The organism is Chryseobacterium vaccae, from assembly GCF_009602705.1.
In the GTDB taxonomy this organism is placed as follows: Bacteria; Bacteroidota; Bacteroidia; order Flavobacteriales; family Weeksellaceae; genus Chryseobacterium; species Chryseobacterium vaccae.
Genome location: NZ_VSWH01000001.1, coordinates 1,205,843 through 1,223,257, shown reverse-complemented (window position 1 = coordinate 1,223,257; position 17,415 = coordinate 1,205,843). Strand labels below are relative to the sequence as shown.

General features: G+C 37.3%; 17 protein-coding genes. 15 read left to right on the top strand and 2 right to left on the bottom strand.

The genetic code is table 11. The features are described 5' to 3' along the window. Positions 1-11 precede the first annotated feature (11 nt). The 13 genes from FW768_RS05605 (at position 12) to FW768_RS05545 (ending at position 11,712) form a co-directional block, all read left to right on the top strand. On the top strand, positions 12-689 hold the full coding sequence (locus tag FW768_RS05605; protein WP_153393530.1) for a DUF2490 domain-containing protein: 678 nt from the start codon (positions 12-14) through the stop codon (positions 687-689). A gap of 84 nt (positions 690-773) precedes the next feature. Continuing rightward, complete coding sequence (locus tag FW768_RS05600) at positions 774-1,778, top strand: bestrophin family protein (protein ID WP_153393529.1); 1,005 nt, start codon at positions 774-776, stop codon at positions 1,776-1,778. 78 nt (positions 1,779-1,856) lie between these two features. Next, positions 1,857-3,467: a Na+/H+ antiporter gene (locus tag FW768_RS05595; RefSeq protein ID WP_153393527.1), complete on the top strand. Its 1,611-nt coding sequence runs from the start codon at positions 1,857-1,859 to the stop codon at positions 3,465-3,467. Between the two features lie 115 nt (positions 3,468-3,582). Continuing rightward, a complete protein-coding gene (locus FW768_RS05590) occupies positions 3,583-4,011 on the top strand; it encodes an SRPBCC family protein (RefSeq protein ID WP_153393526.1) in 429 nt (142 codons plus the stop codon). A 1-nt stretch (position 4,012) separates the two neighbouring features. Further along, complete coding sequence (locus FW768_RS05585) at positions 4,013-4,522, top strand: GNAT family N-acetyltransferase (RefSeq protein WP_153393524.1); 510 nt, start codon at positions 4,013-4,015, stop codon at positions 4,520-4,522. After that, positions 4,519-4,902, top strand: a complete 384-nt coding sequence (locus FW768_RS05580) for a VOC family protein (RefSeq protein WP_153393522.1) — start codon at positions 4,519-4,521, stop codon at positions 4,900-4,902. The genes FW768_RS05585 and FW768_RS05580 overlap by 4 nt, the downstream gene beginning before the upstream one ends. A 35-nt stretch (positions 4,903-4,937) precedes the next feature. Beyond that, positions 4,938-5,960, top strand: a complete 1,023-nt coding sequence (locus FW768_RS05575) for a glutaminyl-peptide cyclotransferase (RefSeq protein WP_153393520.1) — start codon at positions 4,938-4,940, stop codon at positions 5,958-5,960. Between the two features lie 374 nt (positions 5,961-6,334). Beyond that, positions 6,335-7,360, top strand: a complete 1,026-nt coding sequence (locus FW768_RS05570; RefSeq protein WP_153393518.1) for a glutaminyl-peptide cyclotransferase — start codon at positions 6,335-6,337, stop codon at positions 7,358-7,360. An 18-nt stretch (positions 7,361-7,378) separates the two neighbouring features. Then, positions 7,379-8,485 carry a serine hydrolase domain-containing protein gene (locus FW768_RS05565; RefSeq protein WP_153393516.1) on the top strand — a complete coding sequence of 369 codons (1,107 nt, stop codon included), beginning with the start codon at positions 7,379-7,381 and terminating at the stop codon, positions 8,483-8,485. Further along, positions 8,482-9,435 (top strand): hypothetical protein, encoded by a 954-nt coding sequence (locus FW768_RS05560; protein WP_153393514.1) that lies wholly within the window; start codon positions 8,482-8,484, stop codon positions 9,433-9,435. Before FW768_RS05565 ends, FW768_RS05560 begins: the two co-directional genes overlap by 4 nt. Positions 9,436-9,462: 27 nt before the next feature. Next, a complete protein-coding gene (locus FW768_RS05555) occupies positions 9,463-10,077 on the top strand; it encodes a deoxynucleoside kinase (protein WP_153393512.1) in 615 nt (204 codons plus the stop codon). Positions 10,078-10,251: 174 nt separating this feature from the next. After that, on the top strand, positions 10,252-10,869 hold the full coding sequence (locus tag FW768_RS05550) for a hypothetical protein (RefSeq protein WP_153393510.1): 618 nt from the start codon (positions 10,252-10,254) through the stop codon (positions 10,867-10,869). A 492-nt stretch (positions 10,870-11,361) separates the two neighbouring features. Then, positions 11,362-11,712, top strand: coding sequence for an ArsC/Spx/MgsR family protein (locus FW768_RS05545; protein ID WP_062696260.1), 351 nt, complete (start codon positions 11,362-11,364; stop codon positions 11,710-11,712). A gap of 67 nt (positions 11,713-11,779) precedes the next feature. On the opposite strand, the gene FW768_RS05540 is transcribed toward FW768_RS05545, so the two are convergent. Then, positions 11,780-12,085, bottom strand: a complete 306-nt coding sequence (locus FW768_RS05540; protein ID WP_153393508.1) for a DUF493 family protein — start codon at positions 12,083-12,085, stop codon at positions 11,780-11,782. A 41-nt stretch (positions 12,086-12,126) separates the two neighbouring features. Continuing rightward, on the bottom strand, positions 12,127-12,798 hold the full coding sequence (locus tag FW768_RS05535) for a DUF4197 family protein (RefSeq protein ID WP_153393506.1): 672 nt from the start codon (positions 12,796-12,798) through the stop codon (positions 12,127-12,129). Positions 12,799-13,147: 349 nt separating this feature from the next. Between FW768_RS05535 and FW768_RS05530 the strand changes: the two genes are divergently transcribed. Both FW768_RS05530 and FW768_RS05525 read left to right on the top strand, forming a co-directional pair. Continuing rightward, positions 13,148-15,970, top strand: a complete 2,823-nt coding sequence (locus FW768_RS05530) for a SusC/RagA family TonB-linked outer membrane protein (protein ID WP_153393503.1) — start codon at positions 13,148-13,150, stop codon at positions 15,968-15,970. Between the two features lie 12 nt (positions 15,971-15,982). Then, positions 15,983-17,401 carry a RagB/SusD family nutrient uptake outer membrane protein gene (locus FW768_RS05525; protein ID WP_153393500.1) on the top strand — a complete coding sequence of 473 codons (1,419 nt, stop codon included), beginning with the start codon at positions 15,983-15,985 and terminating at the stop codon, positions 17,399-17,401. The last annotated feature ends 14 nt before the right edge of the window (positions 17,402-17,415 follow it).

Genomic DNA, 17,415 nt, shown 5'->3' with positions numbered 1-17,415 from the left:
AATTGGTATTTATGAGAAAGGTTTTTACGAAGCTGGCATTAACAGTATTAAGTCTTGGATCAATAAGTGCATGGGCACAGAAGAATGACCTGGGAGCATGGTATATGTATTTCGGAAATAACAAGATCAGCAAAAAGCTGAACTGGCATAACGAAATCCAGTACCGGAACTTTGATGCAGTGGGAGACCTTGAACAGCTTTTGATCCGTACCGGGGTAGGATATGATCTTACCGAGAATAATAACAATGTGCTGTTGGGATATGGATTTATTTTAAGCCAGCCTTACGTAAACGGTGAAAAAAAAGAAAATATTGAGCACAGGATCTTCCAGCAGTATATCACCAAGCAGAAATTTGGGCGCTTCAACCTGCAGCACCGATATCGCTTGGAAGAGCGCTTCCTGGAAAGCGATTTCAGAATGAGATTCCGTTATATGCTGGGATTGAATATTCCTATCACTCAAAAAGAAATGCTGCCGAAATCTCTCTATGCATCAGTCTATAACGAGATTTTCCTGCATTTTGACAGCCCGGTGTTCGACAGAAACAGAGTATACGGGGCATTGGGATATGTAATCAATAAAAACATGAGGATTGAAGCCGGATATATGAACCAGATTCAGGAAAACAGAAATCGCGGACAGATTCAGATCGGTTTTTATAATAATATTCCGTTTACCAAAAACTAATACCAATAGTTATTCCTGAAAGTGCCTGATGAAGAAAAAACTGTTGGTTAACAATAAACAGAAACATAAATAAAATAAACACATATGCACTCAGGGAAAAGGTTCGGAGCCCGCGAATTCGCAAAATGGACGAGGCAGAGTATCTACGTTTTAACAATATTGTCGGCAATTCCCACAATATTATACTTTTTTGGTTGGAAATTTCTTTCAGTCCCCTGGCAGCCGATTGCGATTATGGGAACAGCCGTCGCATTCATTGTCGGATTTAAGAATAATGCCAGCTACAGCAGGTTATGGGAAGCCAGACAGATCTATGGCTCCATCATCAATGACAGCCGGAGTTTCGGGTATATACTGAGGGATGCTCTTACAGCAAAAGATCCAAAAAAAGTAAAAGAAATGTTTCTCCGTCATTATGCATGGCTTACTGCGCTCCGTTTCCAACTTAGGGAGCCGAGAGTATGGGAAAATATGGGAACCGCACAATTTGATGAATACGCTAAGAAGTATGAAATTCCGGAACGCACTTCAAAGCTGGAAGACGAATTGAAAAAATACCTTGCCGAAGATGAACTTCAATACATTCTGAGTAAGAAAAACAGGGCCACTCAATTAATGGCTGCTCAGAGCAGGGAACTTTCAGAAGCCTATGCCAAGGGAGATATTAATGATTTCCAATGGACGCAGATCAATCAGCAGCTGGTAAAATTTACCGATGATCAGGGGAAAGCAGAAAGAATTAAAAACTTTCCGTATCCGAGAAACTTTTCCTCCATTACTACTTACCTTTTGCTGCTTTTCATTCTTTTCGTACCATTCGGATTATTGAAAGAGCTTGATAAACTGGGCGACGGAACAGTGCTGGAAGGCTGGACTTTATGGTTCAATATTCCGTTTTCGTTATTGGTGACATGGTGCTTTCACACATTAGACAGCGTGGGAGAAGCTTCTGTCAATCCTTTTGAAGGAAGCCCTAATGATGTGCCGATTACCCAGATCAGCAGAACGATTGAAATTGATATGAGAGATATGCTGGATGAGTCCGATCTTCCGCCAGCCATTGCTCCGAAGAATAATATCGTGATGTAAACCGTGGATGTAGAAAGATCCATATAAGTTTTACAATCTCACAGATTAACTAAAAAACAACTAAAAAACAAACTCAAGATGATTCACAGTTATGTTATCATATCCATTGCAGTACTTCTGTCTGTAATGATATTAGTGATGATAGGGCAGAAACTGAAAGTAGCTTATCCTATCTTTCTGGTGATTGCCGGATTGCTGATAAGCCTCATTCCGGGAATGCCCCATATAGAAATAGAACCGGACCTTGTATTCCTTATCTTTTTGCCGCCAATTTTGTTTGAGGCGGCGTGGTTTACCTCCTGGCAGGATTTCCACAAATGGAGGAAGCAGATCTTTTCAATGGCTTTCGGACTGGTGTTTTTAACCTCAATTGTAGTGGCCTATCTTTCATCTTCCATTATTCCGGGATTAACCGTAGCCATGGGATTTCTGTTGGGAGGAGTGAATTCTCCGCCTGATGCGGTAGCCGCAACCTCTGTACTGAAGCATATGAAGATCCCTAAAAAAATCACCAATATTCTGGAAGGGGAAAGCTTAATTAATGATGCTTCCAGCTTAATTGTATTTAAATTTGCGCTTGCAGCCGTTATTTCCGGACAGTTTATCTGGAGAGATGCCGTTCAGGATTTCTTTACAATGGCTATCGGAGGAGTGGCAGTAGGAGTGGGAACCGGCTTGCTGTTTGGGGCACTATTAAGGTTAATTCCTTCCAACTCCAATATAGATACCGTGATTACCCTTATTGTTCCTTACATTATGTATGTAGGAGCAGAACATTTTCACTTCTCCGGAGTGCTTGCAGTAGTGGCAGGAGGATTATTGATGTCCTATAATTCACATTGTTATTTAAGCCATACGTCGAGGATACAGTCGGGAAATGTCTGGAGCGTGCTCATATTTGTGATGAATACAATTATTTTCATCCTTATTGGGCTTGAACTCCCTGTGGTTGTAGCCGGAATGAAAGACTATACCATTTCAGAAGGGATTTTCTATAGCATTGTGATTGGTGGGGCTATTATCCTGACCAGAATGCTGTACAGCTACGCACTGATGTATTTTCCAAGGGTCTGCTCCAAAGAATTAAGACTTAAAGTACCCAAACCCGACTGGCGGGAACCTTTTATCATCAGCTTTGCAGCAATGAGGGGAGTGGTATCATTGGCGGCTGCATTGTCTATTCCTGCATTTTTACCTAACGGAGAGGCTTTTCCGCACCGTAATATTATTTTGTTTGTAACTTTTGTTATTATTCTGATCACTTTAGTAGGACAGGGATTGCTTCTTACCCCAATCCTGAAATTCCTGAACATACAGGATGCAGGAAGTGAGCTGCCGGAAGAAAAGCAGGAAGTAATTCTGATGCGTAAACTGAAGGAAACAGCCATGCACAAATTAGAGAACGATTTTTCTGAATTGGCAGAACGTAACAGCCTCGTACGCCACCAGAAGCATAAGCTGGAAAATGAAATGATGCTGATGGCAGACAAAGCTCAGTGTATGGCTTCCACAGGAGATTATGTAACCGCAATTAATGAAAATAAAGACGTTCTCCGTCAGATCATTCAGGCACAGAGAAATGAACTGCACCGAATGAAAAGAGAAAAAATATTTGATGATCATGTGATGAGAACCATTGAGATGCAGCTGGATTTTGATGAAGCAAAGATTACAGGGTTTGCTCATTAATAACACAGATTTAAATAAGCTCTATAGAAGCCGTAAAAGAATATTTAAAATAAACTTTTGCGGCTTTTGCCATTTTAATATGTAATTTTATGTAAAATCTTTTTGAGTTTTATTTATGGATACACCCATCACTGTTCAGTACACAATAAATGCTCCGGTACAAAAAGTATGGAAAGCATTGACTGATAAAGAGGAAATGAAAAACTGGTATTTTGATATTCAGGATTTTGAGCCGGAAGTTGGAAAAGAATTTAACTTTTTTGAACCGGGAGAAGAAAAAAAGTATCACCACCACGGCCGGATTTTAGAATTGATCCCGGAACAGCGTTTAAAACATACCTGGTCATATCCTGATTTTTCCAAAGCTGAAACAACGGTAACCTGGAATCTTCAGCCAAAAGGAGAGGAGACGCTGGTAACGCTTACCCATGAAAATATTGAGAATTTTAATGAGCTTGGAGAAGGCTTTTCCCGTGAAAATTTTATTCAGGGCTGGAATGCTATTATCGGACAGAGCTTGAAGTTATATCTGGAAAATAAATAGAATGATTGAATTACTTCCTTTTAAAGATGAGAATGTTTCAGAACTGATTTCTAACATCAAAGATCAAAGAATGCTCCTCCAGTTTGCAGGACCTGCCTATCATTTTCCATTAACGGAAGAACAGCTGAAAGGTGATCTTGAAAATAAAAACAGATTCATGTTCAGTATTGAAGATAAAACTATTGGAAATATAATCGGTCATGCCCAGATCTTTCTGAAAGAGAATACTTTTCTGCTTGGGCGTATATTGATCTGGGATGAAAACAACAGAGGAAAAGGTTACGGAAGAAAGACGGTAGAAAATCTGCTGGAATACGGATTCAGTCATTTTGATCGCGAGACTGCAGAACTCAATGTTTACGACTGGAATATTGGAGCAATTGAATGCTATAAAAAAGTAGGTTTTGAAACAGATCCGGAAGTGATGAGTACCGTGAATATAGACGATGAAACCTGGCTTTCAGTCAATATGAAAATCAATAAAAATACCTTTGAAAAGCTAAAGCGATGACAAAATTTACAGCAGTCCGTCCCATATTATGGACCGAAAATATGGATGAAACCATTAATTTTTACACCCTCATTCTGGGATTTACATTGCAGGGAAGAAATGATGACTGGAATTGGGCGTCCCTGCGCAAAGATGAAGTGCAGATCATGCTTTCCCAGCCTAATGAACATGAAAAGTCTGAAAAGATAGGCTTTACAGGCTCATTTTATTTCAATGTGGATGATGTAAATGAACTTTGGGAAGACCTTAAAACAAAAGCAAAGATCTGCTATGAGATAGAAACCTTTGAATGGGAAATGAGGGAATTTGGAATCTATGATAATAATGGTTATATCCTACAATTTGGACAGCCCGTGGATAATATTGGCAATACGGAATAAAATTTGCTATTTTTGGGGAAATATTTAGAAATTCAATGAAAAAAAATATCATAGCAGGTTTTGCAGCGGTTCTCCTGCTGGCATCTTGTAACAAAGATGAAAAAATCCTGAACACTTTAAATGATTATAACAACTCTATGGAGACCAAAGGTTATCACTTTGGTGATAAACTGGAACTTCCGAAAGAGGTAACGGAAAATGCAGAAAGTATTACCATCAGTTTCGGAGATAAAGAATCTTCAAACCTTACGGTAGATCCTAAATTCTTTACATTAGGAGATAATGCTGTTACCTTTAATGTGAAAACAAAAGGCGGAAAAATACTGAACCAGGATGCAACCATCAATGTATTTGCAAAAAATCCGGAGCAGAAAATTTCATATGAGATTGTAGGAGAATATCCGCACGATCCTAAAAATTTCGTACAGGGATTTCAGGCGGAAGGAAATACTATTTATGAGAGTGACGGGCAGAACGGATCTTCACAGATCTTAAAATATACATTGGGAACAACAACACCGCTTGCTTCCACAAAACAGGCTCAGGAAGACTTTTCGGAAGGAAGTACCATTGTAGGAGATAAAGTATACCAACTGACATGGCAGAGCAAAAAAGGATATATCTATGATAAAAGTTCTTTGAAACTGCTTTCAGAATTTGCTTATCCAAATGTACTTGGAGAAGGCTGGGGACTTACCTATGACGGGAAAAACCTGATTGCATCAGACGGCAGCAAACTTTTATACTTCCTGGATGTTAATGATCCTTCCAAATTAGTTAAGCATATTGCTGTTGCAGGAAGTGCTCAGGCTTATGATCAGCTGAACGAACTGGAATACCATAAAGGCTTTATCTATGCCAACGTTTGGCAGAAACCGGTTATTTTAAAAATCAATCCGGCCAACGGAGAAGTGGTAGGAACTTTTGACTTTACAGAAATTGCCAAGCAAAATACCAAAGGAACTGATGATGTTCTGAACGGAATTGCCTTCAAAGGTGATAATATGCTGGTAACCGGTAAAAACTGGTCGAAAATCTATGAAGTACAGATCAAATAAATGACTGAAACTTTTTAATCATACAACAGCGTTCTCTTTGGAACGCTGTTTTTCTTGCCATGTATTGAAAGACTGAATAGGAATTAACATGATGTAACACCAGGTCTGGTCACAAGTTTATGATTTGGACAAACTTGAAACTTATAATTAAAATATCCAGTCCGTTTCATCGAATCAACAGAGTTGATTCTGTTCTTTGCCTCCTGAAATCAGCAGCATTCATCATGAAGCTTTGCGTTTCAAATAAAAATCAACGTAAAGCTTTATCAAAGCTTGCCTTCACAAGAAATTTTTATAACCTGTGATTTTGTTTCGGGTTCTCTATGAAGGGATCAAAAAATTACTATTTTTGGAAAATGATTATAAACTACTCATTGAAAAGAAATCTAACCATTGGACTGGGCGCTGTTTTTCTGTTGGTTTCCTGCAGCAATAATGAAAAGATAATTGATTCTCTGGTTAACTTTAATAATTCTAAGGAGGCAGAAGGCTATCATTTTGGAGATAAGCTTGCTTTACCCAAAGAAGTGACAGACAATGTCGAAGCAGTGGCTATCAGTTTTGGAGACAAAGAAAGCTCAGATTTAACGATTGATCCTAAGTTTTTCACAATGGGGGATAATGAAGTTACTTTCGTTATTAAAACTAAAAACGGAGAAACCCTGAATCAGGATGCTACCATTAATGTTTTTGCCCGAAAACCCGAACAGAATATTGCCTATGAAATCATAAAAGACTATCCTCATGATCCCGATAATTTTGTGGAAGGATTTCTGATAGAAGGTAATACCGTCTACGAAAGTGATGGTCTGGAAGGAACTTCTCAGCTTATAAAATATACATTGGGTTCAACCGTTCCCAGTCTCGTTGCCAGGCAGCCTGCTAACATTTTTTCTGAAGGCTGTGCGGTAGTTGGAGATAAAATCTATCAGCTGACCTATCAAAACAGGAAAGTTTTTGTATATGATAAAAATACATTCAAAAAACTTTCTGAATTCCGCATGGCGAAGGCCATGAAAGAGGGTTGGGGACTTACTTACGACGGAGAAAACCTGATTGCTACTGACGGTTCGAAAAATTTATTTTTTCTGGATATAAATGATCCTTCAAAGGTGATAAAAACAATCTCTGTGGCTGGAAATACTGAAGTTTATGATAAGCTGAATGAACTGGAGTATTATGACGGCTTTATTTATGCTAACGTTTGGCATCAGCCTTTCATTCTCAAAATCAATCCTGCAACCGGAGAAGTGGTTGGAAAACTTGATTTTACTAAAATAACAGAAGAAAATGTTCAGGAAAACAGTGAACATGTTCTCAACGGAATTGCTTTCAAAGGAAATAATATGCTGGTGACCGGCAAAAACTGGGCGAAAATTTATGAAGTTTCCATTAAATAAACAGGAGACCGTTTTATAATGATGAATAGTACAAAAACTTCTTTAAAAGTTGTACAGGTTATCGCTTTTTTCTTTTTCTGTACCATGGCAGGGCAGAATACAACTGACTTTTCTGTTCTTGATAAAAAGACGGATAAACTGCTTGAAAAATTCAGAAAGAAATATAATATTCCAGGACTTTCGATTTCTGTTTCCTATAGAAATCAATTGGTTTATTCCAAAGGGTCGGGGTATGCAGATGTGGAAAATAAGACTGAAGTAATTCCGTCCAAAACCAAATTCAGAATAGGAAGCATTTCCAAAACGATGACTTCTGTAGCATTAGCAAGCCTTCAGGAGCAGAATAAAGTAAACCTCAAAGAGAGTGTTTATAAGTACCTGGATAGCCTTCCTAAGAAAGAATATGACATAACGATCGAACAATTGCTGAGCCATAGAGCCGGACTGGTGAGAGATAAGCAGAAAGGATTTCTGTGTGGGAAGAATAATCTTCACAGGAGTAATTTTTATCAGTCTTTTCAGGATGCGGAGCTGATATCCAGACCTGGAACTTCTTACAGTTACAGTAATTATGGATACATCCTTTTGGGTGTTCTGCTAGAAAAGCTGGCAGGGGAATCTATCATAAAGGCAAAAAAAGAATTGGTGCTGGATAAAGCAGGTTTAGAGCATACTGTTCCTGATGATGGAAATTTTGATGAAGATACTTCGCGGTTTTACTACCGGATGAATGATGAATTGAAGATCGTACCCTGTACAGACTGCAGCTTTAATTATGGACCGGGCTGTTACCTTTCGACCTCCGAAGATTTGGTAAAGCTTGGGAATTCATACCTGTATGCAGATCGTATTCTGTCTAAAGAAACATTTAAAGAACTGTTAGTTCCCAGGGATGAAGATAAAACCTATGCGCTGGGATTCATTACCGGACGGGATTTTTACAGGAATTATTATTTCGGCCACGGAGGTGCTTATCCGGGAGGAATGTCCGACCTGAGAATATATCCTAAAGAACGTCTCGTGGTCTCAGTTTTGATTAATATTTATGATAATGATATCAGGTTAAATCATCTTTTGGATGAAATAATTTTTCAGTATCTTGAACTCATTAAAAAAGAAGGGTGAAATTTTTAAACATACTATTTTTTTTTCTTTTCTGTACAGCTTTCGGACAGAAAACACTTCCTTTGGATACCTTAAAACTGAAGGAGGCAAAAGATATGCTGGCAGATGATTACGGAAATCTGTACATCTATAAGAATAAGGATTTCAGTTTTACCAAATACGATTCATTAGGAAAGCAGTTGGGAAAAATGATGCTTACCGTTCCGTATAAAGTTCAGTCTGTTCAGAATCCTCTCAGTGTACCTTTATTTTCGGAAAATGCTCAGGAGATGAAGTTTGTGGATCAGAACATGAATGAGATCCAGAAACTGGATTTCAGGCAAAAGTTCGGATTTATCAGGATGGCGTATGCGGAAGATCTTCAGCAGCTATGGCTTCTGGACGATAGTACAAAGCGTTTAATACAGTATAACTTCAGAAATGAAACCACAATCAATTCCTATCCTTTTGATATTAGCTTTGATGATCTGACTGATCTTTTAGTATATGAAAATAAAGTGTATATCCTCACCAGGAAACATATAAGAATCTATACCCTGAAATTTGAAAAGCTTTTTGAAGCATCTCTGGAAAACGGTAAACGTTTCAGAAGAGAGAACGATATTATTTTAGTGATTGCCGGAAACTCTATTTTAAAATATGTTCCTGAAAAAGGAATGGTAAAAGTTTTTGAAGATCCGGATGCGCAAATTGTGGATAAAAACATCCTGTCATATTTTGCAATCAAAGCGAACAAACTCTATCTTTACAACCTTGAAAAAATAAAGGAAGCCAAGCAACAGACAGAACCGGATGCTGTACAGAAAACCTCCGTACCCACGGCAGAGAAAGCCTCTGAAAATGGATCGGAAGCTGCTGAACAAAAAAAGGAAGACCAGCCAAAAGCAGCTGAGGATACTTTACAGAAGCTTATTGAAAATGTCTCCACAGTTCAGGATGTTGGAATTTAATTAAATAAATACTAAGAGAAAAAGAATATGCATATTGCAGTTACAGGAAATATTGGAGCAGGAAAAACTACTTTAACCACTATGCTTTCCAAGCATTACGGATGGGATGCGCAGTTTGAAGATGTAGATCATAATCCTTACCTTGAGGATTTTTATGCAGACATGAGTAAATGGAGTTTTGCATTGCAGATTTATTTCCTCGGAAGCAGATTCCGTCAGGTAAAAGAAATCAGAGAGAGTGGCAAAAATATTATCCAGGACCGTACAATCTATGAAGATGCCCACATCTTTGCGGAAAACTTAAATGATATGAACCTTCTTTCAGACAGGGATTTTAATAATTATGCATCGGTTTTCAATCTGATGAAATCTTTCGTCTCTGCACCGGATCTTCTGATCTATTTAAAATCTGATGTACCCAATCTGGTAAAGAAAATCTACAAAAGAGGCCGTGAATATGAAGCATCCATCAGTATTGAATATCTTTCCAAACTGAATCAGAAATACGAGAAGTGGATTTCCAATTATACAGAAGGAAAGCTTCTGATCATTGAGGTTGATGATCTGGACTTTGTTGAAAAACCGGAAGATTTCGGGCTCATTCTTGAAAAAATAGAGGCAGAATTACATGGATTATTTTAATGATTTGATTAATAAAATGCATTGAAATATAAATTTTAATTATTTTATTTTCGTTCAATCTGTTTATTGGATAAAGGCTTACTGGTTTTGTGTTTTTGTATGGTTTAACAGTTTAAAAATGTGTAGCTTTGATCATGTAATTGAAAACACATTTCTAACCACCAAATTATATCTATGTATTTAAACATTAAACATATTTTTGCATATTCCCTTGTTTCCTTATTTTGTCTTTCATGCAATAAACAGACAGAAAAACAGTCTTCTCCAACTGCTGACAGCAACAGAATTCATGAAGCTCCGGCTGCACAATCAAAAGATACTGTTGCTGTATCCTCAACAAATGATTCTGTACCTACTGATCAGAAGGCTTTATTGATTGGTAATGTTTTGAGAGAGCAGCTGCTGAAAAATGATTTAAATATTCTGACCGAGAACGATCGAAAATTCCGTTATACTGAAGCAGACCTGAATGGTGATGGTGATAAGGAAATCTTTGTGGGTATGGCTGGAAGCTACTTCTGTGGAACGGGAGGGTGCACCGTTTATCTTTTAAACAGCAAAGGTAAAAAGATCAATGGATTCACAGTGGTGGGTGGCCCTATCGCTATTTCTTCCAATAAAACAAATGGCTGGGCAGATCTTATTATTCCGAGCAAAAGTAAAAATTACCTGATAAAATATACCGGAAAGATATATCCGGGAAATCCTAGTATACAACCGGAATATAAAGAAGCTCTACCACCATCCTTCCAGATTGTACTTGGAGAACATGAAGCGGAATATAGCTTTTAAAACAATCCCTTAGGGAGTGCTTAACATAAGTTCTTGAACCATTTAACATATATAGAATCAAACAAATGAAATTTTTATTATTTCTTGTGTTCAGCCTTATACATATTCAAAAGAGTTAATCGGAAAGTGATAGCTGGTTAAAGCAACCAAAAACAGAGTAGAGCCTCCCTGAAAATACATATCAGGTATTTCTTGAAGGGGGTAAGTTCCAGGGAGTCAACGGTGATAAATCCCGTAATGGGAAATGAAAGCTTTCTGATAATAAAAACACTTACAATCAGTATAAGTGTTTGTTATATCCTTTCCGTTTACAGTGGACTATTTTGATACTAAGAAAAGAATTAGTACGAACGATAAGACAGGACATTGGAATATGTAAAAGTTGATGAATAAATTTTGCTTTTAACAATTTTTTATCAGATTTTAAGATGCAGATCAGACGGTTTCTTGCTAAATTTGAGGAGAAAAGTTTAATTTTTAAATGTCTGTATTATGCTGGTAAAAGTTTTACATAACGGAGACTGCTCAAAGTCAAATGCTGTACTGGAATATCTGGACGAAAATGGTGTACCGTTCGAGATCATCAACATTATTGAAGATCCGCTAAGTATTCTGGAAATTAAAACGGTATTGAAAAAACTGAATCAGACCGTATTTCATCTGATCCGCAAGACTGATAAACTCTACTTAGAGAATTTTGCTGATAAAGAGTATTCTGAAGAAGAGTGGCTGAAGATTCTCTCTGAAAATCCTTCCCTTATCCAGCGTCCGATTCTGATCAAAGGCTCCGTGGCTATGCTGGGAAGACCTATTGAAAATGTGAAATTCTTTATTGAAAAATAAAAAATCAATAAAAAAACGGCTGTTTCAAAAGTAGAAATAGCCGTTTCTTATTTTTAGAAGTAAAGTATTATAATAGAATAACACCTTCTATTTTTGATACTTCTTTATAAATATTGACAACCTGATCTGCATCCAGTACAAATGCGTTGATGTTACAGGCTGTATATTTTCCGTTTTTGCTTTCGCGGTTTCCCAGTGTAAATTTAATGCCATCAAAAACTTTGTAAATCTCAGTAAGTTTTGCCTGGTCTGTGGGAATGATAAATTTAAATAAATAATCTTCCGGAAAGTCGTGATGACCTTCCAGCTTTTCCTTTAGAGATTTGTAAAAATCCTCGGGAGTTGCGTGTTGATTTCCTTGTAATATGTCCATCTGCCGTTGTTAAATTATATATAAATATAACGATTTTTTTTCTATTTTCCAAGTGGTCCGAGTAACGTCTTGGAGTTTTGGTGCTCGTAATCTTCGATAATATTGAAGAGGCCGTTTACCAGTTGTTCAGAAGCAAGCTGGCTTAATCCTCCTGCATTCACTGTATTATTTCCTCCACCCAGAAGGCTGCCCAGAAGATTGTTTCCGGATAGTGCCGTATTAAGGGTTTTTATAATACCGTATTCGTTCAGTTTTTCATCAACCTTTGGTGCAATGGCTGCAACAAGCTGTTGCGAAGTTTTTTCTTTCAGGATTTGGGTTGCTGTTGTACCCTGGATGATTCTGGTAACGTCCTGAGCATTCAGACTGTTTACAGCTCCCTGGAGAATCGGTTTGGAAATATTCACGGTGTAAGACGCTGCCTGTGCAATATAATCTCTCTCTTTGGCAACAAGGGAAGGCGCTATCTTTTCCAGAGTGGAGTTGATGTCTCTAAGTTGTTTTGGAAGAGCCTTATCTACCATATTGTTTTGAAGAAAAGCTTCTTTGTTACTGTAGATGCCCATCCCTTTGTCAATGCCGTTCAAAAGCATTCGTTTAATGATCGATAAGCCCAGGTCGGAAGTAGCCATGGAAGTGCATGACTGTGTTGTGGTGATAATGGCGGCTCCGGTTCCTATTAAAACGGCTGCTGCGATAAGGTATTTTTTCATTGATCTTTATCTTGTTTTTTCAAATACTGCGCCAAAGGTAAAGACTATTCTCTAGTTTAACAAAATATTAATTTTACCCTACTGATTTAGTTAACTTTTAAGTGGAATTATGAATTTTTCAATTGTTTATTTTTCTTTGAATTTTACTTTGTATTGCTGTTTATTTCTTTATGTTTCGTTTGTTTTGAATTTATATCTAGAAATTAACTGATTTTGTTAAATTTTTAATAATTGTTAACATTGTTCGTTTTTTTTTCTATTTTTGACTAATGTCTTTTTTTGAGAATTTAGAATAACTCCACTATTAAGACATGTTTAAATTTGATTGTACGAAATAAAATTGAACTATATGAAACAACGTGATTTAAAGTATTCATGCCTCATTGCTGTTCTATACTTCGGTATGAACGCCAATGCGCAGACTGCTCCAAAAGATACTGCTGTAAAAGAGCAGAAGATCGAGGAAGTAGTTTTGATCGGGTATGGATCTCAGAAAAAAGAAAATGTGACCGGTAGTATCGGAATCGTTTCTGCTAAGGATTTGGCTAACAGACCTAATGCTAATCCAATCAGTTCTATTCAGGGTAGATTATCAGGGGTACAGGTATTGAATTCCGGAGCACCGGGCGGCTCGCCCAGAGTTGATATCCGGGGAATCAGCTCTTTGACAGGTAAAACTGTTTTTATTGTTGACGGAATGATTACTGATGATATCTCTTTCCTAAACCCTCAGGATATTGAATCCATGAGTGTCCTGAAAGATCCTTCGAGTTTGGCAATTTATGGAGCAAGAGCTTCAAACGGAGCGGTGATTATCAAAACCAAAACCGGAAAAGGAAAGAAACCTGTTTTCAATTTCAACTCCTATTTAGGAATTAAAACAGTAACGAATATTCCTAAAATGGTTAATTCAGACCAGTATTTAGAGTTATATAATGAGAAATTAATCAATGATAAAGTAAATAATCCTGTATTTTTAAACAGGTCTTCTTATCCTCAGGATACAGATTGGTTCAAAGAAATTTTTAGAACAAGTATCATTAACTCTAATGATATTTCAGCATCGGGTAATCTTGGAAAACTGAATTATTACTTAAGTGCAGGAAATCTTCAGGACGAAGGAAACTTAGCAGCGGGGCGGGGAATTAACTCGGGAAGTGGCTTTAACAGATTTACCACTAAAGTAAATCTTACCTATAAAATTACCGATAATATTACCATCGGAAATAATTTCACTTTTTCAAAAATGCGTACAGATCATGCGCAGAATACCTTACTGGATGCTTACTCTTCACCGCCTATTTATGGTCCCATTGATCCGGCTACAGGAGGATATCAGTATTTTACACTGGCGAAGATTCCTAATCCAAGAGCAAAATTAGATTTATTCAGATCTCAGACCAGAGAAGAAAGATTGCTGAATAATATATGGGGAGAATATAAATTTTTAAAAGACTTTACTTTACGAATCAGCTATAGCTCTGATAACATCAATTCCAGTAAGTACGAATATACGCCAACATTTGGCTATGTCCCTACAGCAGATCAAAAACCTACTAAATTAATAACAAGAGATGCTAAGACCAGAAATTATATCTGGGACAATACATTAAGCTGGAAAAGAGATTTCGGAAAACACAATGTTGAATTATTAGCAGGATTTTCCAGAACAAGAAACTCTTATTCCCAGAACTATGCCGAAGCATTGAATGTAGGTTATGACGGAACAAATTCTTCGCTGGGTATTTCGAATGGAACAGATATTTATCTGACCAGTTTTGATAAAGGAGAAAGAAATGTGATTCCATATCAGGATAGAATTGAATCTTTTTTTGGAAGACTTAACTATGATTATGACGGAAGATATCTGGTGAACGCATCCATACGTAGAGATGGAACTTCTAAATATTCTTCTGACGACAGGTATCGTATATTCCCGGCTGTAAGCGCAGGATGGGTGGTTTCTAAAGAAAGTTTCATGAGTGAGCAGAATGTTTTTAATCTTTTAAAATTAAGAGCAAGCTGGGGTAAATTAGGTAATCCTGATGTACAGAGAGCTTATACTTTGAATACAAGTATTATTGAAGCCGGAACCTATTACGGAAATACTGGATACCCTGCTCAGACAATAGACCAGATTATAGACCCGAATATTGGTTGGGAAACAACAACAGGTAAAGATTTTGGATTAGAAATGGCGTTGCTGAATAATAAATTGAAAATTGATGCTACCTATTTTGATAAAGATACCAAAGATGTTGTTTATGGTATCGTTCAGGGAACTGTTTCTGGTGCGGGTAACTGGAATAATTATATTACCAATGCTTACTCTTTTAATAATAAAGGATTTGAATTCTCTGTTAATTATGATACTAAGATTAGTGATAATGTAAAACTGGGTGTTTATGGAAATATGACCACTTTGAAAAACAGAATTACCTCTGTTTTTAATGGATCTTATTTACAGACTGGAGCGAGTTTATATGGTAACTCTATTATAAGATTGCAGGAAGGACAGGCTGTTGGTTCCTATTTCGGATATCAGGTAGACGGGATTTTCCAGAACCAGGCCGAAGTGGACGCATGGGCTACTCAGAACGGAGCAAAAGCTGGAGGATTTAGATTTGCAGATATTGACGGAAATGGGGTAATTGATGCCAGAGATAAAACATTTTTGGGAAGTCCTATTCCTAAAGGAACATATGGGTTTGGTGTTAATCTGAATGTATATGATTTTGATTTTGCTATTGACTTTCAGGGTGTCTTCGGAAATAAAATTTACAACTTTAACAGGGAGCAGCGTTACGGAAATGAAAGCTGGGATTTAGATTTTTACAACAATAGATGGCATGGGGCAGGAACATCAAATGCATACCCAATGGCAACGAATGATCAGGCTATAATTTTACCTAATAGTTTTTATGTAGAAGATGGAAGCTATATAAGAATAAGAAATATTCAGGTAGGGTATAACTTACCAAAAGCATTTGCAGACGCTATGTCCATTACTAAATTAAGATTATATGTAAGTGCCCAGAACCCATGGACAAGTTTCAAATATAATGGATTCTCGCCTGAAATCTTAAATACAGACCGTGTACAAATGGGAGTTGATAATAATATTTATCCAATTTCAGCCATTTACACTATTGGTTTAAACTTAACATTTTAATAAGAAAGAGACATGAAAAAGATATTTTTATCAATCGCATTATTTTCACTTGTCGTGAGCTGCAAGGATGATTATTTAGATATAAAACAAGAAGGATATACAGAAGCGTCATCATTTTTCAAAACACAGGAAGATGCTATTCAGGCAACCAGTGCTATCTATAGCTTTTTAAGAAGCTGGGAAAACTCGGCTTTTCCTTATCAGTTTGTGTTTGGAGTACCGGCGGATGATGTAGTTAAAGGATCTAACCCAGGAGATGCTTCTTTTATCAATGTATATGATAATTTTACCTATACAGTCAGTGATGAAGGGGTGAGAGGTTATTGGATCGGGCAGTGGCAGGCTGTAAACAGAGCCAATCAGGTCATTACCAATGTACCGGGAATAGATATGAATGCTAACCTAAGAACCAGATTGGTTGCGGAAGCAAGAATGTTAAGGGCCTATTTCTATTTTAACCTGGTAAGAATCTATGGTGGAGTTCCAATTTATGATAAAGTGGAGACTGTATATGATAAGCCTAGAAATTCAGTTGAAGAAGTGTATAATTTTATCATTTCAGATCTTACTGCAGCGGCAGAGCTTCTTCCCCAGACTTATCCTGCTTCAGATTTAGGAAGAGTAACAAAAGGAGCTGCATTAGGCTTGCTTTCTAAAGTATATCTTTATAAAAAAGACTGGCAGAAAGCTTATGATACTTCCAATCTTGTAATGGGAATGGGATATGATCTTGATCCGGACTTTAACCACTTATTCAGACCGGCAGGCGAATTTGGAAAAGAATCTGTTTTTGAGGTGAACTGTGATTGTATACCTCCATATAAAGGAAGTCAGTATGCTGAAGTTCAAGGAGTAAGAGATCAGTTCGGTTGGGGCTTTTTTACCCCTTCAAGTGCCTTGGAAAATGCGTTTGAAACTGGTGATATAAGAAAAGAACTTACCATACTTAGAAATGGAGAAACTACTCCGGAGGGGGATTTAATTGCCATGGGAGACGCCCAGTCCGTAACTACTTATAATCAAAAAATTTATGTTCCCAAAGCATTAAATAATAGTGCTTGCGGTTATGGATCTATTCAAAACATTAGAATCCTGCGTTTTGCGGAAATTCTTTTGATTAATGCAGAAGCAGCCAATGAATTAGGGAATACAGCTACAGCAATATTAAACTTGAATAAAGTGAGAGACAGAGCAGATCTTTTAGGAACTACAGCTACAACACAAACAGCACTTAGAGCTGCAATATGGCATGAAAGAAGAGTGGAACTTGCTTTAGAAGGAGACCGTTTTGTAGATTTGGTAAGAACAGGCCAGGCTGCAACAGTATTAGCTCCTTACGGATTTAAGGCTGGGAAGAATGAATTATTCCCAATACCTTTAGATGCGATGGATCAGAGCAACGGTGCTTTTACCCAAAATCCCGGCTATTAAGATTAAATAAACTT

Bases quoted from the DNA above. Each gene is read 5' to 3' on its own strand.
- FW768_RS05535 (WP_153393506.1), bottom strand. From the start codon at position 12,798: ATGAAAAAATACCTTATCGCAGCAGCCGTTTTAATAGGAACCGGAGCC.
- FW768_RS05550 (WP_153393510.1), top strand. From the start codon at position 10,252: ATGTATTTAAACATTAAACATATTTTTGCATATTCCCTTGTTTCCTTA.
- FW768_RS05605 (WP_153393530.1), top strand. From the start codon at position 12: ATGAGAAAGGTTTTTACGAAGCTGGCATTAACAGTATTAAGTCTTGGA.
- FW768_RS05590 (WP_153393526.1), top strand. From the start codon at position 3,583: ATGGATACACCCATCACTGTTCAGTACACAATAAATGCTCCGGTACAA.
- FW768_RS05595 (WP_153393527.1), top strand. From the start codon at position 1,857: ATGATTCACAGTTATGTTATCATATCCATTGCAGTACTTCTGTCTGTA.
- FW768_RS05525 (WP_153393500.1), top strand. From the start codon at position 15,983: ATGAAAAAGATATTTTTATCAATCGCATTATTTTCACTTGTCGTGAGC.
- FW768_RS05575 (WP_153393520.1), top strand. From the start codon at position 4,938: ATGAAAAAAAATATCATAGCAGGTTTTGCAGCGGTTCTCCTGCTGGCA.
- FW768_RS05600 (WP_153393529.1), top strand. From the start codon at position 774: ATGCACTCAGGGAAAAGGTTCGGAGCCCGCGAATTCGCAAAATGGACG.
- FW768_RS05565 (WP_153393516.1), top strand. From the start codon at position 7,379: ATGATGAATAGTACAAAAACTTCTTTAAAAGTTGTACAGGTTATCGCT.
- FW768_RS05545 (WP_062696260.1), top strand. From the start codon at position 11,362: ATGCTGGTAAAAGTTTTACATAACGGAGACTGCTCAAAGTCAAATGCT.
- FW768_RS05580 (WP_153393522.1), top strand. From the start codon at position 4,519: ATGACAAAATTTACAGCAGTCCGTCCCATATTATGGACCGAAAATATG.
- FW768_RS05530 (WP_153393503.1), top strand. From the start codon at position 13,148: ATGAAACAACGTGATTTAAAGTATTCATGCCTCATTGCTGTTCTATAC.
- FW768_RS05555 (WP_153393512.1), top strand. From the start codon at position 9,463: ATGCATATTGCAGTTACAGGAAATATTGGAGCAGGAAAAACTACTTTA.
- FW768_RS05540 (WP_153393508.1), bottom strand. From the start codon at position 12,085: ATGGACATATTACAAGGAAATCAACACGCAACTCCCGAGGATTTTTAC.
- FW768_RS05585 (WP_153393524.1), top strand. From the start codon at position 4,013: ATGATTGAATTACTTCCTTTTAAAGATGAGAATGTTTCAGAACTGATT.